The sequence below is a fragment of the Caulobacter vibrioides genome, assembly GCF_002310375.3.
Classification (GTDB): domain Bacteria; phylum Pseudomonadota; class Alphaproteobacteria; order Caulobacterales; family Caulobacteraceae; genus Caulobacter; species Caulobacter vibrioides_D.
Genome location: NZ_CP023315.3, coordinates 2,165,356 through 2,181,159 on the forward strand (window position 1 = coordinate 2,165,356; position 15,804 = coordinate 2,181,159).

At 64.8% G+C, this 15,804-nt stretch carries 15 protein-coding genes and 1 pseudogene; 1 reads left to right on the plus strand and 15 read right to left on the minus strand.

Annotated features, from left to right (window positions below; all coding sequences use genetic code 11):
- Window positions 1-21 precede the first annotated feature (21 nt).
- The gene (locus tag CA606_RS10260; protein WP_096053805.1) at window positions 22-981 is read left to right on the plus strand and encodes a nucleoside hydrolase; all 960 of its coding nucleotides are present in this window, start codon (window positions 22-24) and stop codon (window positions 979-981) included.
- On the opposite strand, the gene CA606_RS10265 is transcribed toward CA606_RS10260, so the two are convergent.
- From CA606_RS10265 to CA606_RS10335, 15 genes and pseudogenes are all read right to left on the minus strand, one after another.
- Entirely contained in the window at window positions 978-1,664 is a 687-nt protein-coding gene (locus CA606_RS10265) for an ABC transporter ATP-binding protein (protein ID WP_096051221.1), read from the minus strand. The genes CA606_RS10260 and CA606_RS10265 overlap by 4 nt on opposite strands.
- Window positions 1,657-2,937: a lipoprotein-releasing ABC transporter permease subunit gene (locus CA606_RS10270; protein ID WP_096051220.1), complete on the minus strand. Its 1,281-nt coding sequence runs from the start codon at window positions 2,935-2,937 to the stop codon at window positions 1,657-1,659. The genes CA606_RS10265 and CA606_RS10270 overlap by 8 nt, the downstream gene beginning before the upstream one ends.
- Window positions 2,937-4,268: a proline--tRNA ligase gene (gene proS, locus CA606_RS10275; RefSeq protein WP_096051219.1), complete on the minus strand. Its 1,332-nt coding sequence runs from the start codon at window positions 4,266-4,268 to the stop codon at window positions 2,937-2,939. Before proS ends, CA606_RS10270 begins: the two co-directional genes overlap by 1 nt.
- Window positions 4,268-4,685 (minus strand): annotated as a pseudogene (locus CA606_RS10280) (hypothetical protein). Before CA606_RS10280 ends, proS begins: the two are co-directional and overlap by 1 nt.
- 18 nt (window positions 4,686-4,703) lie before the next feature.
- Window positions 4,704-4,964 (minus strand): DUF1467 family protein, encoded by a 261-nt coding sequence (locus tag CA606_RS10285; protein ID WP_096051218.1) that lies wholly within the window; start codon window positions 4,962-4,964, stop codon window positions 4,704-4,706.
- Window positions 4,964-5,383, minus strand: coding sequence for a methylmalonyl-CoA epimerase (gene mce / locus CA606_RS10290; protein WP_096051217.1), 420 nt, complete (start codon window positions 5,381-5,383; stop codon window positions 4,964-4,966). Before mce ends, CA606_RS10285 begins: the two co-directional genes overlap by 1 nt.
- 12 nt (window positions 5,384-5,395) lie before the next feature.
- On the minus strand, window positions 5,396-6,604 hold the full coding sequence (locus tag CA606_RS10295) for a radical SAM/SPASM domain-containing protein (protein WP_181242535.1): 1,209 nt from the start codon (window positions 6,602-6,604) through the stop codon (window positions 5,396-5,398).
- 32 nt (window positions 6,605-6,636) lie between these two features.
- Entirely contained in the window at window positions 6,637-8,316 is a 1,680-nt protein-coding gene (locus CA606_RS10300) for a ribonuclease J (RefSeq protein WP_096051215.1), read from the minus strand.
- On the minus strand, window positions 8,316-9,101 hold the full coding sequence (locus tag CA606_RS10305) for a type III pantothenate kinase (protein ID WP_096051214.1): 786 nt from the start codon (window positions 9,099-9,101) through the stop codon (window positions 8,316-8,318). Before CA606_RS10305 ends, CA606_RS10300 begins: the two co-directional genes overlap by 1 nt.
- On the minus strand, window positions 9,098-9,850 hold the full coding sequence (locus CA606_RS10310) for a biotin--[acetyl-CoA-carboxylase] ligase (protein ID WP_096053804.1): 753 nt from the start codon (window positions 9,848-9,850) through the stop codon (window positions 9,098-9,100). The genes CA606_RS10305 and CA606_RS10310 overlap by 4 nt, the downstream gene beginning before the upstream one ends.
- Before the next feature lies 1 nt (window position 9,851).
- Window positions 9,852-11,312: an NADH-quinone oxidoreductase subunit NuoN gene (gene nuoN, locus CA606_RS10315; RefSeq protein ID WP_181242536.1), complete on the minus strand. Its 1,461-nt coding sequence runs from the start codon at window positions 11,310-11,312 to the stop codon at window positions 9,852-9,854.
- Window positions 11,305-12,807 carry an NADH-quinone oxidoreductase subunit M gene (locus CA606_RS10320; protein ID WP_181242537.1) on the minus strand — a complete coding sequence of 501 codons (1,503 nt, stop codon included), beginning with the start codon at window positions 12,805-12,807 and terminating at the stop codon, window positions 11,305-11,307. The genes nuoN and CA606_RS10320 overlap by 8 nt, the downstream gene beginning before the upstream one ends.
- Complete coding sequence (gene nuoL, locus CA606_RS10325; RefSeq protein ID WP_096051211.1) at window positions 12,804-14,858, minus strand: NADH-quinone oxidoreductase subunit L; 2,055 nt, start codon at window positions 14,856-14,858, stop codon at window positions 12,804-12,806. The genes CA606_RS10320 and nuoL overlap by 4 nt, the downstream gene beginning before the upstream one ends.
- Window positions 14,859-14,866: 8 nt before the next feature.
- Window positions 14,867-15,172 carry an NADH-quinone oxidoreductase subunit NuoK gene (nuoK, locus tag CA606_RS10330; protein WP_096051210.1) on the minus strand — a complete coding sequence of 102 codons (306 nt, stop codon included), beginning with the start codon at window positions 15,170-15,172 and terminating at the stop codon, window positions 14,867-14,869.
- Window positions 15,169-15,786, minus strand: coding sequence for an NADH-quinone oxidoreductase subunit J (locus CA606_RS10335; RefSeq protein ID WP_096051209.1), 618 nt, complete (start codon window positions 15,784-15,786; stop codon window positions 15,169-15,171). The genes nuoK and CA606_RS10335 overlap by 4 nt, the downstream gene beginning before the upstream one ends.
- Between the last annotated feature and the right edge of the window lie 18 nt (window positions 15,787-15,804).

Consider the following 15,804-nt stretch of genomic DNA (forward strand, 5'->3'; position numbering starts at 1 on the left):
GGAGTCGGCCAGATCAACGGCATGCGCCTGATCATCGACACCGACACGGCGGGAGACGACGTGTTCTCCCTGATGCTCGCCCTCACCCGCCCGGGTGTTGAGGTTGAAGCCATCACCATCGCGCACGGAAATGTGGGCTTTGAGCAGCACGCCGAGAACGCGCTCGTCACCCTGGATCGCTGTGGGCGGGCTGGCGAAGTTCCCGTCTATCTGGGCGCCCAGTTCCCCCTGATGCGCGCGCCGCTGGACGCCGCCTACGTGTTCGGGCGCGACGGGATGAGCGACAGCGGATTTGCGAAGACCCCTCAGCGGCCCGCCGAAGGTCACGCGGTCGATGAGCTTGTCCGACGGATCATGGCCGCGCCGGGCGAGATCACCCTGATCGCTCAGGCGCCCCTCACCAACATCGCTCTGGCCTATCAGCGCGAGCCGCGCATCGCCAAGGCGCTGAAGCATCTGTGGGTCATGGGCGGCACGGACAACGGCGTCGGGAATGTGACGCCGGCGGCGGAGTACAATTTCTATGCCGACCCGGAAGCGGCGAAGATCGTCGTCAATGCGGGCTTCAATCTAACCATCGCGACATGGACCCTGACCTTGAAGGACGGCCTGTGGACGACGGCGCAGCTCGACGCGCTCGACGCGCTGGGCACCGAGAAGGCCCGGTTCTTCACCGACGTGAACCGCGCGTCGCTCGCCTTTGCGCGTGAGACCGAGGGACTGGACGGCAGCCTGCATCCGGACGCGCTGACCTGCGCGATCGCTCTGGCCCAGAGCCTGATCCTGGAAGCCGAGGACTGCGTGGTCGACGTTGAAACGATCGGTGAGCTGACCCGGGGCTATCTGAGCGTTTCCCACTCGATCCTACCGGATATCGAGATCGCCGATCCTGCGCTCAAGCGGCGCGCGCCGAACGCGCGCGTGATCAAGGCGATCGACCGCGAAGGCTTCTTCGCGGCGATGAAGACTGCCCTGCTCTAACCCCGTTGGACTTCCAGGTGGCCGTCCTTGAGGGCGACCACGCGGTCCATGAAGCGCGCGAGCTCCATGTTGTGGGTCGCGATCACGGCCGCAACGCCTTGCTCGCGGCAGACTTGGTATAGCGACTGGAAGACCGCTGCGGAGGTGGCCGGGTCGAGGTTCCCCGTCGGCTCATCGGCGAGTAACAGCTTGGGACGATTGGCCAGGGCGCGCGCGATAGCGACGCGTTGCTGCTCCCCGCCCGACATCTGGGCGGGCTGATGGTTCAGGCGATGCCCAAGGCCAAGGCCTTCCAAAAGCTCCTTGGCCCTGGCTTCCGCCTCGCGACGTCCCCTGCCCGCGATCGTTAGCGGCATGGCCACGTTCTCAAGCGCCGAGAACTCCGGCAGCAGGTGGTGAAACTGATAGACGAAGCCCACTGTCCCCAGGCGAATGCGCGTGCGCGCCCGCTCGGAGAGCTTGGAGCAGTCACGCCCCTCGAGGGCCACCAGGCCGGCGTCGGGCCGCTCGAGCAGGCCCGCCGAATGCAGGAGCGAGGACTTGCCCGAGCCCGAAGGGCCGATCAGGCCGACGACTTCACCGGGATAGACGTCCAGATCGACGCCCCGCAGGACGGGCAGGTCGCCGGCCTCGGTCTTGTAGACGCGTTCCAGGCCGCGCAGGGCGAGAACAGGGTCACTCATAGCGCAGCGCCTCCACCGGATCGAGACGCGAGGCGCGCAGGGCGGGCGGAAGAGTCGCCAGGATGCTCATGGCCGCCGAGGTAAGGACGATTCCCCCCACCTCCCGCCAATCGATCTTGGCCGGGATGTGCGAGAGCATGTAGACGTCGGCGTTGAAGACGGATGTTCCGGTCGCCCATTCCACGAAGTTCTGGATCGGGGTGATGTAGGCGCAGAAGACAACGCCCAGCGCCAGGCCGCACAGGGTGCCAGCCACGCCGATCGACGCGCCGGCCATGATGAAGATCCGCAGCACCGCGCCTTGGCTGGCGCCCATGGTGCGCAAGATGGCGATGTCCTTACCCTTGTTCTTCACGAGCATGACCAGGCTGGAAATGATGTTCAGGGTTGCGATCGCGACGATACAGAACAGGATCAGCCGCATCACCTTCCGCTCCACTTGGAGCGCGGTGAAGTAGCTGTGGTTCTTGTCCATCCAGTCGTTGACCAGAGCGCCAGGACCGCTGGCGATTTCGACAGCTGGCTTAATCTCCTTGGCCTTGTCGGGATCGTCGACCTTGATCTCCACGTAGTCGACGGTGGTGTCGCGCCCGAAGAACAGCTGGGCCTGTTCCAACGGCATGTACATGAAGGCCTCGTCGAACTGGCTCATGCCGACGCTGAACACGCCGCCAACGATGTAGTTCTTCTCGCGCGTCGAGCTGCCGAAGGCCGTGGCGGGGCCGGACGGGGAAATGACGGTGATCGGGTCGCCGGGCTGTACGCCAAGGGTCTGGGCCATGCGGTCGCCGATCAGCACGATGTCGCCACCATACTCGCCCTGGCCAAACCCCTCCATCGAGCCCTTCTTGATGTTGCCCGAAATGAGCGACATCTGGCGCAGGTCGCTCGTCGCCACGCCGCGCACGATCGCCCCAGTGACCTGGGTGGGACCGATGACCATGGCCTGCGCCTCGACCATCGGCGCGGCCTGGGTGACGCCGGGCGCGGCCTTGATGCGGCGGATGATCATGTCTCGATCAGGACCGTTGATCAGCGGCGATTGGGCGTAGAGATGGCCGTTGAACCCGACGATCCGCCCCAGGAGCTCGGCCCGGAAGCCGTTCATGACGCTCATCACGGTGATGAGGGCGAAGACCGCCAGCATCACCGCGCTGAACGAGATGACCGAGATCAGAGCCACGCCGCCGTTCTTGCGCTTGGCGAACAGATACCGGCGAGCGACGGAGCGCTCCCAGCGACTGAAGGGACCGGCGGCGCGGGCGTCTGGCATCAGGCGTTCTTGCTCTTGGTCAGACCGTCGAGGATCGATTCCAGCGAGGCGGTATAACGCTCGCCGGTCTTGCGGTTCTTGATCTCGACAACACCCTCGGCGATGCCCTTGGGTCCGACGATCATCTGCCAGGGCAGACCGATAAGATCCATGGTCGCGAACTTGGCGCCGCCGCGGGCGTCGGTGTCGTCGTAGAGCACGTCTTTGCCGGCGGCCTTGAGCGCCGCATAGGCCGTCTCGCAGGCCGCGTCGCAGGCCGCGTCACCCTGGCGCATATTGACGATGCCGACGTCGAACGGGGCGACGCTTTCCGGCCAGATGATGCCGCCGTCGTCGTGGCTGGCCTCGATGATCGCGCCCAAGAGGCGCGAAACGCCGACGCCGTAGCTGCCCATCTGGACCGGGACCTGCTGGCCATCGGGCCCCTGGACCGTGGCCTTCATGGGCTCGGAGTACTTCGTGCCGAACGAGAAGATGTGGCCGACCTCGATGCCGCGCGCCGACAGGCGATCGCCTTCCGGCAGAGCGTTGAAAGCGGCCTCGTCGTGCATTTCCTCGGTCGCGGCGTACAGCGCCGTGCGCTCGTTCACGATCGGCTGCAGGTCGCCGTTGATCCAGTCGAGGTCCGGCCCCGGAGCCGGCATCTCGACGAGGTCCTTATGGCAGAAGACGGCGCTTTCGCCGGTCTCGGCCAGGACGATGAACTCGTGGCTCAGGTCGCCGCCGATCGGACCGGTGTCGGCCCGCATCGGAACGGCCTTCAGGCCCATCCGCGCGAACAGGTTCAGATAGGCCACGAACATGCGGTTGTACGACTTGCGCGCGCCGTCGGCGTCGAGGTCGAAGCTGTAGGCGTCCTTCATGAAGAACTCGCGGCCGCGCATCACGCCAAAGCGCGGACGGCGCTCGTCCCGGAACTTCCACTGGATGTTGTAGAGGTTCTTGGGAAGGTCCTTGTAGCTCTTGATCGAGGCGCGGAAGATGTCGGTGACGACCTCCTCGGCCGTGGGACCAAACAGCAGCTCACGCTTGTGGCGGTCGGTGATGCGCAGCATCTCGTCGCCATAGTCGTCATAGCGACCGCTTTCGCGCCACAGATCGGCCAGCTGGATGGTCGGCATCAGCAGCTCGATGGCGCCGGCGCGATCCATTTCTTCGCGGACGATCTGTTCGATCTTGTTGAGGACCCGCAGGCCCAGCGGAAGCCAGGCATAGATGCCCGCCGCTTCCTGGCGGATCATGCCGGCGCGGAGCATCAGCTGATGCGAGACGATCTGGGCGTCAGACGGCGCTTCCTTCAGCACCGGCAGGAAATAGCGCGACAAGCGCATCAGCTTGGAAACTCCGGGAATTCGAGAAGGGCCTGAGATAGCCCCTCGCCCGACAGCTTGGCAACGCGGTACAGCCTGCGCAGTTCAGATCTTTCATCCAAACTGGGCCGGCAGACAGACCCGTCCAAGCCTGCGAGCGCGGTGATCGCAGATACCAACCGGAGCTTTCTGTGGTCGCGCTTCGGGCGGAAGTAAGGCTTCCCGGCGGAAAAAAGAAAGGCCGCGCGGATCGCCGCGCGGCCTGTCAGTCATCGTCGGGGAAGACGCCACAGAGCGAGACCGGCGAGGCCGATCTCCTGAAGACACCCTACCGACCAAACAGATGTTGGGGCACGACCAACCGCAGGAAGCGCTAACAATGAGGCCGTTCGCCCAAGCCTTGAGCGTTTGAAGGCAAATCGCCCGCTCCCCGCTCAAGGCTTATGCATTCGCACGTCAGACGGCCGCCGGCAGGTCCGGAAGCGTGATGAGCTTGAAGTGCACGATCAGGAAGAACAGTCCGAACACCACGGCCGAAAGCCAGGTCGTGGTGATGAACTTGCGCTTCAGGTTCGGATTCATCGGCGCGCCCGGATCGACACCCGGCGGCGGCTTGATCCCGGCTTCGAAAAAGCTGCGCGACCCCAAGGGCAGAACCGCGAACAGCACGGTCCACCAGATGGTCATGTAGATCGCGAACCAGGTAATCGGGCTCATCAGTGATGCGCGTCCTTCGGCGTTTCCATGAGTTCGACAAGCATGCCGCCCATATCCTTGGGATGGACGAAGATAATCAGCGTGCCGTGCGCGCCGATGCGCGGCTCGCCAAGCACGGTGGCCCCCTTCGCCACCAGGGCGTCACGGGCCTCATAGATGTTCTCGACTTCGAAACAGATGTGGTGCTGGCCGCCCTTCGGGTTCTTGGCCAGAAAACCGTGGATCGGCGAGTTTTCACCATAGGGCTCGATCAGCTCGATCTGGCTGTTGGGCAAATTGACGAAACAGACCCAGACCCCCTGCTCTGGCATCGCCCACTTGTCGGTGACCGACGTGGCGCCGAGCAGGTCCCGGTACATCTTCACCGACTCGTCGATGGAAGGCGTGGCGACGCCGACATGGTTGAGCTTGCCGATCATCTTTGTTCTCCCTCACCCCCCAAACGTACCGAGCGGATCGCTAAAAGCCGAGTGCAGATCGTCCAATTTGCTGATCGGCATATGAAAGCTGCAACCCTTGCAGGGCTCGGGGACGCCACAGCCACGCCAGTCCCAAAGCGCCCGTACGCGCTCTGAGCCCAACAGCTCCGATAGACTGGCTTCGCGGATATCGCCCAGAACAAGCTCTGTCTTGCCGTCGAAATCGGCGCAGCCGCAGAACGACACCTTGCCGCTGGACAGCACCTGCAGGCTGATCAGCGGCAGAGCGCACTGCTCGGTGTTCTGCTGAGCAGGCATCCATTCGGCGTCGAGCGGAAGTGGCTTGGACGTGTCGAACACGGTCCAATTGGCGTAGACCTTGGTACCCGGCAACGTCAGCTGACCGGCCTCGACACCGGCGCGCTGAGACACCTCTGTCAGCCACGCCTCGACCTCTTCAGAAGGACGCTTGCGCAGGTGACGCGCTCCCAGAGCGACCTTGCCCACCCCAAAGATGCGGATCAGACGCCCCAACGACTCCATGAACTGGTCGTATTGGTCCTTGCGCGTCATGAGCTGGAATTCTTCGGCGTCGAGACCGTAGACCGATACGGTGATGCGGTCGAAGTAGGTGGCCAGTTCGGCCAGTTCCTCATCCGTATACAGATAGGCCATGGTCGCGTTGGTGATCGCCGAGACGCGGGAGATCGACGGCATCGCGCGCAATAGCTTCAGGCGTTCCAGCAACTGCTTGTCCAGCAGCACCTCACCAACCATCGGCGTCAGGGTCACCGGCCCGCCGCCGAGCGCCACGTAGTCGGCCACAACCTTGGCGAACACCGCCATCTCCATACCCTGCCGCTTGCGGGTCTGGATCGAGTAGGGGCAGATCACACAGTCGTTGTTGCAGATGTTGACCGTCTCGATGCTCAGCGCGAGCGGACGGAAACGCCCCCGATGCGTGAAGTAAGATATCCGCTCGGGCTGATAGAGGGCCGGAAACTTGGCGATCGGATGACCGGCGACGCGCTCGCGGTACTCCGGAGAGGCGATGATCTCATCGCGGATCTCGTCGGCGGTCGCACCACGCTCTATCCAGGCCACACAGGCCGCCAAGGCGTCGGGATCTGGCTCGCGCTTGAGCAGATCCCGATAGAGGTACTGCACCAGAAGGGCGGCGTATCCGTTGTCGTCCGCATCCGAAATCAGCGGGCTCAGCATCTGAGGCTCGGCGAAACGACTACGGCGAAACATCACAGACGAAGAACCGTCGTCTCGACGACCGGCTTACGCTCCCAAATGCGGAAAGCGGCCTTCTTCACGGCTCGGGAGATGGCGCCTTCGATCGTCTCGTCGATCTCGCGGGCGTCACCGGCCAGCTTCTTGAAGGCGCTTTCGGCCTCCTCGCAGAGGTCGTCCAGAGCGTCTTCCAGCGTGTACTCGTCGTCGCCCGTCAAGCCGATGCCCCGGATCTGGGGCCCGGAGACGATTTTGTTGCGGCCGTCGAGCACGATCGACACCGCCAGCACGCCGTTGAAGGCGGCGTGGCGACGCTCGCGCAGGGCCTCGCCATTCTCGGGCGTGACGACGCCGCCGTCGACATAGAGGCGACCTGCTGGAACCTCGTCGATGATCCCCGGCTGGCCTGGCGCCAGCCGCACCATGTCGCCGTTGCGCGGACTGACGGCGTGCGGCACCTGGAGATCCTTGGCCAGGGCCGCGTGTTCGATCAGATGGCGACGCTCACCGTGGGTGGGCACGGCGATGTGCGGACGAACCCAGGCGTACATCTGGCGCAGCTCATCCCGGCACGGGTGGCCCGAAACGTGGATGCCAGGCGTGTCGCGCTCGGTGTGCAGACGCACCCCGCGGTCTGCCAGCTTGTTCTGCAGGTTACGGATCGGGATCTCGTTGCCCGGGATCACCCGCGAACTGAAGATCACGTGGTCGCCCGAGCCCATCTTCACATGCGGATGGCTGCCGTCGGCGATGCGCGACAGGGCCGCGCGCGCCTCGCCCTGGCTGCCGGTACAGAGATAGAGGACCTCGTTCTCGGGCAGATGCTTGGCCTGGTCGTCGTTGATGAAGGGCTCGAGGCCTTCCAACAGACCGACTGAGCGGGCGGCCGCCGCCATGCGATGCATTGACCGGCCCGCGAGGCTGACCTTGCGGCCGCAAGCCTGGGCCGCACGGATCACGGTGTCCATGCGCGCAACGTTGGATGCGAAACAGGCCACGGCGATCTTGCCGTTCAGGCTCTTGATCAGGTCGCCCAGGGCCGTGCGTACGTCGGCCTCGGAACCGGCGGAGCCTTCCTGGAAGACATTGGTGCTATCGCACACCATGGCCAGCACGCCTTCGTCGCCGAGACGCCGGATCGCCGCCTCGTCCGTCGGCGCGCCAAGCTGCGGCTCAGGATCAATCTTCCAGTCGCCCGTGTGCAGCACGGTGCCCAGAGGCGTTTTGATCGCCAGGCCGTTCGGTTCCGGGATCGAATGGGTCAGGGTGATCAGCTCAAGCTCGAACGGCCCGAGCTTGAAGCTGCCGCCCAACGGGACCTCGGTGATCGGCACCTCGCCCAGCAGATCCGCGTCCCGCAGCTTTTCGCGCAACAGGAAGGCCGTGAACGGCGTGGCGAACACCGGCGCCTTCAGGCGCGGCCACAGCCAGTGCACGGCGCCCAGGTGATCCTCGTGCGCGTGCGTCAGCACGATGCCCAGAATGTCGTCGGCGTACGGCTCGATATAGGTCGGGTCGGGCAGGATGATCTCGACGCCCGGGGTCGTCTGGTCGCCAAACGTCACCCCCAGGTCGACCACGATCCACTTGCGATCATGCGCCGGCCCGAAGCCATACAGATTGAAGTTCATGCCGATCTCGTTCGACCCGCCCAGCGGCAGGAAGACGAACTCGTCGTTCTTGGACTTTTTCATCACGTCTCGGAGATGGTGTTTCGGCGGTAGATTTCGAGAAGACCCCGGATCGTCAGATCGGAGTCGAAGTGGTCGATGCTGTCGGTCGCGCCCTCGAACAGCGAGGCCACGCCACCGGTGGCGATGACGGTCATGGGCTCGTCGCGCTCAGCCTTGATACGCGAAACGAGGCCCTCGATCAGAGAGATATAGCCCCAGAAGACGCCCGATTGCATGGCGGACACGGTATCGGTGCCCACGATCCTGTTACCGGCGGGACGCTGAATGGCGATGCGCGGCAGCTTCGCCGCGGCCTCGTGCAGGGCTTGCATAGACAGGTTGATGCCCGGCGCGATGATCCCGCCCTCAAAGGCGCCATCGGCCGCCACAATGTCGAACGTCGTGGCGGTGCCGCTATCGATGACGACCAGGGGCCCCGGATAGACCATCCCGGCGCCGATGGCGTTGACCAGGCGGTCAGCGCCGGCCTCGGAAGGCTTCTCGATGCGGACGTCGATGCCCAGCTTGGCGTTCTCGCCGATCACCAGCGGCTCGACGTTGAAATAGCGCCGGCTCAGGTTTCGCAGGTTGAAGATCGATTGCGGCACGACGCTGGAGATGATCACCGCATCGATCGCCCGGAAGCCCAGGCCTTGCATCGACAGCAGTTGCGAGAGCCAGACCACATACTCGTCGGCTGTGCGCGTGCTTTCGGTCGCTGAACGCCATTGGGCCACCCACGACGCCCCGTCGTGGATTGCGAACATGGTGTTGGTGTTGCCCTGCTCAATGGCCAGCAGCATCAAGCGCCTCCAAAAAACACATCGCCGGCGGTGATCCGGCGAACACTTCCATCGGCCAGCCGCAGACGGAGCGCGCCGTCGGCGTCCAACGCCTCGGCCACGCCCTCGACCGTCTCATGGCCAAGACGCGCCACGCAAGGCGCACCTAACCCATGGGCTTGCGCCGTCCAGGCGTCGGCAATGGCGGGGAAGCCAAGGATTTCCCAGGTGCGGAGCCGGCGCTCGAACGCTTCGGCCAGGATCTCGGCGGCCGCCTGCGGTGAGGGCGGCGTCTCCAGGTGCGTCGCGATCGACGTGGCCGGGCGCTCGGCGTCAATCGGCTTGCGCTTGAGGTTCACGCCGATGCCGACCGCAAGCCAGAGGCCGCCGAGCGGTGAGGCGCCAGACTCGACCAAGACGCCGCTGACCTTCAGCCCGGCCAGCAGCGGGTCGTTGGGCCATTTCAGGCTGATCAGCTCGCTCGGAACGTAATGCGCCAGCAGATCGGCGACCGCCAGAGCCGCGACAAAGGACACCTGCGCCGCCTCGCCGGGCGGCTTATCGGTGCGAAAGAGCAGCGTGGCCGCGAGGTTGCCCTCACCTGTCTCCCAGGCGCGCCCCCGACGACCACGCCCAGCCGTCTGGCGCAAACCAACCAACCACAACGGACCGCCCTCACCCGCCTCGGCCCGGCGACGGGCCTCGGCGTTTGTGGAGTCGATCTCGTCGAGAAAGACGATCGGGGGGACGGTGACGGGCGAAGCGCCCGTCACGTCACGCGTGACCAAAGGCGGCGGCGGCGGCCTTGGCGGCCGGTTCGAGCCAGACCAGGGCCACAAGCACGATCGGGAACGAGAAGACCGCGGCGGCGAAGCCAACGGCGCGGGCCGACGGCGACGGCGCGTCCACCGAACCCGTAGCCTCGTCGAACCACATCGCCTTGATCAGGCGCAGGTAGTAGAAGGCCGCGACCACCGAGCCGACCAGACCGATCACGGCGGCCCACTGCATCATCACATCGCCCGTGCCCATGGCGGCCTTGAAGACGAAGTACTTCGCCCAGAAGCCCGAGAACGGCGGCAGGCCCAGCGCCGACAGCGAGAACGCAGTCATGGCCAGGGCGACACCCGGACGCTGCTTTACGAGGCCGGCCATATCCTGGATCGTCTCCATCGGCTTGCCGTCACGGTTCAGCGCCTGCAGGCAGGCGAAGAAGCCGGTCACGTCGACCATGTAGAGCGTCATGAAGATGAGCATCGACTGCAGGCCGACTTCGCCGCCTGCAGCGACGCCCAGCAGCGCGTAGCCGACATTGGCGATCGACGAATAGGCCCACAGGCGCTTGAGGTTGCTTTGCGCTAGGCCCGCGAAGGCGCCGACAAACACCGACAGCAGGGCGGCGATCACCAGGATCTGACGCCACTGCTCCTCGGAGGCCGGGAAGGCGTCGCCCAGCACGCGAGCGAACATCATCATGGCCGCCAGCTTGGGCGCGGCGGCGAAGAAGCCGACGACCGGCGTCGGCGCGCCTTCATAAACGTCCGGGGTCCACATGTGGAACGGCGCGGCCGAGACCTTGAACGCCAGACCACAGATCACGAACACCAGGCCAAACAGCAGGCCAACGCCATGCGAACCGCCGTGCGCGGCCGCCAGAGCGATCTGGCTGAAGTGGGTCGAGCCGGTGAAGCCGTAGATCAGCGAGCTGCCGTACAGCAGCAGGCCCGACGAAAGCGCGCCGAGCACGAAATACTTGAGGCCCGCTTCCGAGGACTTGGCGTCGTCGCGGCGCATGGCCGCCAGGACATACAGGGCCAGCGATTGAAGTTCGACGCCGATATACAGGCTGATCAGGTCGCCAGCCGATGCGGTGACGCCCATGCCGAGCGCGGCCAGGATCACCAGGACCGCGTACTCAAACTTCTGGTCGCCGCGCTGGGCCAGCCAGCGATCACCCAGCACCACGGCCACGGCGCTCGAGAGATAGATCGCCACCTTGGCGTAGGTCGCCGCGGCGTCGGCGACATAGACACCCCCGAACGCGACACCCTTGGGACCCAGCACCGCCGTGGCGGCGGCGGCGATCAGCGACGCGACCGCCGCGAGGGTGAAGATGGCCCCGACCTTGCCTCGGAAGGCGCCGGCGACCAGGAGAACCAGCGCCGCGATCGCGAGAACGACCTCAGGCAGGACGAGCGAGAAGTTGGCGGAAAAGGTCATTGGCTCCTCACCCACCCACGGCGGCGCGCCAGGCGCCGACGAGCGCGTCGACAGACGTCGCGGTCAGGTTGAACACGAGATTGGGATAAACACCCAGCACCAGGGTCGACACGATCAGCGGGGCGAAGATCAGGATCTCGCGCTTGTCCAGATCGGTGATCGTGGCCAGTTGCGGATTGGTGATCTCGCCGAACATCACGCGGCGGTACAGGGTCAGGGCGTACATGGCCGACAGGATCACGCCCGAAGCGGCGGCGATCGCGGTCCAGGTCGAGGCCTTGTAGACGCCGGTCATCGTCAGGATTTCACCGACGAAGCCCGACGTGCCCGGCAGGCCGACATTGCCCATGGTGAACAGCATGAACACCGCCGCGTACATCGGCATGCGGTTGGTGAGCCCGCCGTAGAAGGCGATCTCGCGGGTGTGCATGCGGTCGTAGACCACGCCGACGCACAGGAAGAGCGCGCCCGAGATGATCCCGTGGCTCAGCATCTGGAACAGAGCGCCCTGCTCGCCCGCTGCGTTGCCCGAGAAGATGCCCATGGTCACGAAGCCCATGTGGGCGACCGACGAATAGGCGATCAGCTTCTTGATGTCGGTCTGACGGAAGGCGACCAGCGAGGTGTAGATGATGGCGATCGCCGACATCGCGAACACCAGCGGCTGGAACAGCTCCGAGGCGTGTGGGAACATCGGCAGGCTGAAGCGCATGAAGCCGTAGCCGCCCATCTTCAGCAGGATGCCCGCCAGGATGACCGAACCGGCCGTCGGCGCCTCGACGTGGGCGTCGGGGAGCCAGGTGTGGACCGGCCACATCGGCATCTTCACCGCGAACGAGGCGAAGAAGGCCAGCCACAGCCAGGTCTGCAGCCACGGGGCGAACTTGAAGGTCATCAGCTCGGGGATCGAAGAGGTGCCCGAAATCCCGATCATCGCCAGGATCGCGGCCAGCATCAGCACCGAGCCGAGCAGCGTGTAGAGGAAGAACTTGTAGGCCGCGTAGATCCGGCGCTTGCCGCCCCAGATGCCGATGATCAGGAACATCGGAACCAGGCCGCCCTCGAAGAAGAGGTAGAACAGCACGATGTCCAGCGCGCAGAAGACGCCGATCACCAGGGTCTCAAGCACGAGGAAGGCGATCAGATACTCGACGACGCGCTTCTCGATCGACTTCCAGCTGGCCACGATACAGATCGGCAGCAGGAACGCGGTCAGCAGGACGAACAGCACCGAGATGCCGTCCACGCCCATGCGGTAGTGCAGCCCCGCGAACCAGGCGATGTCTTCCACGAACTGGAAGCCGGGGTTCTTCGGGTCAAACTGGACAGTGAGAACGATCGACAGGCCGAACGTAACCAGGGTGGTCACGAGCGCGATCCACTTGGCCAGGGTGTCGGACTTTTCCCCCGCGCCATGCAGAGCGCGCGCGGCGAGGATCACCGCGACGCCGGCCAGGGGCGCGAAGGTCGTAAGGCTGAGAAGGCCGCTCATGAGCTCCGTCCCCCTCAACGGAATGCGTACAGGGCGAAGGTCAGCAGACCGGCGACGCCGAGCAGCATGACAAACGCGTAGTGGTAGAGATAGCCGGTCTGCAGCTTGCCGGTGCGCTTGCCGACCTCATACGAGACCGCGCTCACGCCATCGGGGCCCAGGCCGTCGATGATCTTCTGGTCGCCGCCCTTCCAGAACAGGTCGCCGAGGAACTTGGCGAAGCGCACGAAGGTCGCCTCGTAGAGTTCGTCGAAGAACCACTTGTTGTAGAAGAAGACGTACAGCGGACCCTTGCGCTCGGCCAGCTTCAGGCCTAGGCGCTCGTTGCCCTTGATCAGGTAGACATACACCGCGATCAGCAGGCCGATCAGCGAGGCGATCAGCGGGCTCCACTTCACCCACATGGCCACCTCGTGCGCTTCATGCAGCACGTGGTTGGTCGGGGCGGTGTAGATCGCGCCGCGCCAGAACTCTTCCTGGTGGTGACCCACGAAGTAGCCGGTGAAGACGAAGCCGGCGGCGACAGCGCCGACCGACAGGACGACCAGCGGGAACAGCATCACCCAGGGGCTTTCGTGCGGCTTGTGGTCGTGACCGTGGCCGTGATCGTCATGCGCATGATCGTCGTGGCCATGAGCCGCGTGCGCATCGTGACCGTGAGCGTCGTGACCGTGGTCGTCATGACCCCAGCGCGCGGTGCCGTTGAAGGTGAAGAACGCCAGGCGCCAGGAGTAGAACGAGGTCAGGCCCGCGACGAGCACGCCGATCACCCAGGCGAACATGGCGAGCGCGTTGTGGCCGCCCGCAGCGAACGCCGCCTCGATGATGGTGTCCTTCGAGTAGAAGCCGGCGAAGCCCAGGTGCAGCGGCGGGAAGCCGAGGCCCGTGATGGCGATCGTGCCGATCGTCATGGCGATGAAGGTCACCGGCAGCAACTTGGCCAGGGCGCCGTAGCGACGCATGTCCTGCTCGTGGTGCATGCCGTGGATCACCGAACCGGCGCCCAGGAACAGCAGGGCCTTGAAGAAGGCGTGCGTGAACAGGTGGAACATGGCCGCCTGATAGGCGCCGACGCCGGCTGCGAAGAACATGTAGCCCAACTGCGAGCAGGTCGAGTAGGCGATGACGCGCTTGATGTCGTTCTGGGTCAGACCGACCGTGGCGGCGAACAGGGCCGTCACCGCGCCGATCACCGTGACGATGTTCTTAGCCACCGGGGCGTACTCGAACATCGGCGACAGCAGGCACAGCATGTAGACGCCGGCGGTCACCATGGTGGCCGCGTGGATCAGGGCCGACACCGGGGTCGGGCCTTCCATGGCGTCCGGCAGCCAGGTGTGCAGGAAGAACTGCGCCGACTTGCCCATCGCGCCGATGAACAGCAGGAAGCAGGCGATATCCATCAGCGGCCAAAGGTGACCGGCGAATTCCCAGGTCTTGCCGGCGTTGGCCTGGATCAGCGGGAACAGCTCGGCGAACTGGATCGTGCCGAACGCCCAGTAGGTGGTCATGATGCCCAGGGCGAAACCGAAGTCGCCGACGCGGTTGACCACGAACGCCTTGATGGCGGCGGCGCTGGCCGAGGGCTTCTTGAACCAGAAACCGATCAGCAGGTACGAGGCCAGACCCACGCCTTCCCAGCCGAAGAACAGCTGCATGAAGTCGGCGGCGGTCACCAGCGACAGCATGGCGAAGGTGAAGAGCGACAGGTACGCGAAGAAGCGCGGCTTGCTGTCGTCCTCGGCCATGTAGCCCCAGGAGTAGATGTGCACGAGGGCCGAAACCGTCGTGACCACGATCAGCATGGTCGCCGACAGGGCGTCGATCCGGATCGACCAGTTGGCCTGGAAGTCGCCGATGTGGATGAACGGCAGCAGGTTGACCGTGAAGGCCTCCATGTGCCCCCAGGTCCACTGGCTGAACGTATACCAGGACAGCGCGCACGACAGGATCAGCGCGCCGGTCGTAACCGACTGCGAGGCCAAGTTGCCGATGCGACGGCCAAACAGGCCGGCGATCGCCGCGGCGATGATCGGCGCGAAAACGAGAATGGTGACAAGCGTCTGCATGACGTCGTTTAGCCCTTCATCATGCTGGCGTCGTCAACCGCGATATCGCCGCGGTTGCGGAAGAAGGTGACGAGGATCGCCAGGCCCACGGCCGCCTCGGCGGCGGCGGCGGTCAGGACGAACATCGCGAAGATCTGGCCCGCCACATCGTGCAGATAGGCCGAGAACGCCACGAGGTTGATGTTCACCGCCAGAAGGATCAGCTCGATCGACATCAGGATGACGATGACGTTCTTGCGGTTCACGAAGATGCCGAAGACGCCGATCGTGAACAGGATCGCGGCGACGACGAGATAGTGCGGAAGGCCGATCATTCGGAGATCCCCTCACCCGGCTTGATCTGAACCAGCTCCATGCCGGTCTTGGGCGTGCGGGCGACTTGCTTGCCGATATCCTGGCGCTTGACGCCCGGCTTGTGGCGCAGGGTCAGGACGATGGCGCCGATCATGGCCACCAGCAGCACCAGGCCCGCCAGTTGGAAGAAGAAGACGTAGTCAGTGTAGAGCACGCGACCGATCGCTTCGGTGTTGGGAACCCCGCCCGGCGAAGCGTTCGGCAGGGCGTTCTTGGCGGCGGCGCCGTTCGTGGCCACGGCCGCGACGACCATGACCATCTCGATGGCGATCACCACGGCGATCAAGCCGCCGAACGGCAGGTACTGCACGAAGCCTTGACGAAGCTCGGCGAAGTCCACGTCCAACATCATGACGACGAAGAGGAACAGCACCGCGACCGCGCCGACATAGACGACGACCAGCAGCATCGCCAGGAACTCTGCGCCCAGAAGGACGAAGAGGCCGGCGGCCGAGAAGAAGGCGGTGATCAGGAAGAGCACCGAGTGCACCGGGTTGCGCGCCGACACGACGAGAAGACCCGCCGCTATGGTCACGAAAGCCAGTAGATAAAATGCGATCGCCTGCACGGGCATTGGCCCTGGGCTCCCCTG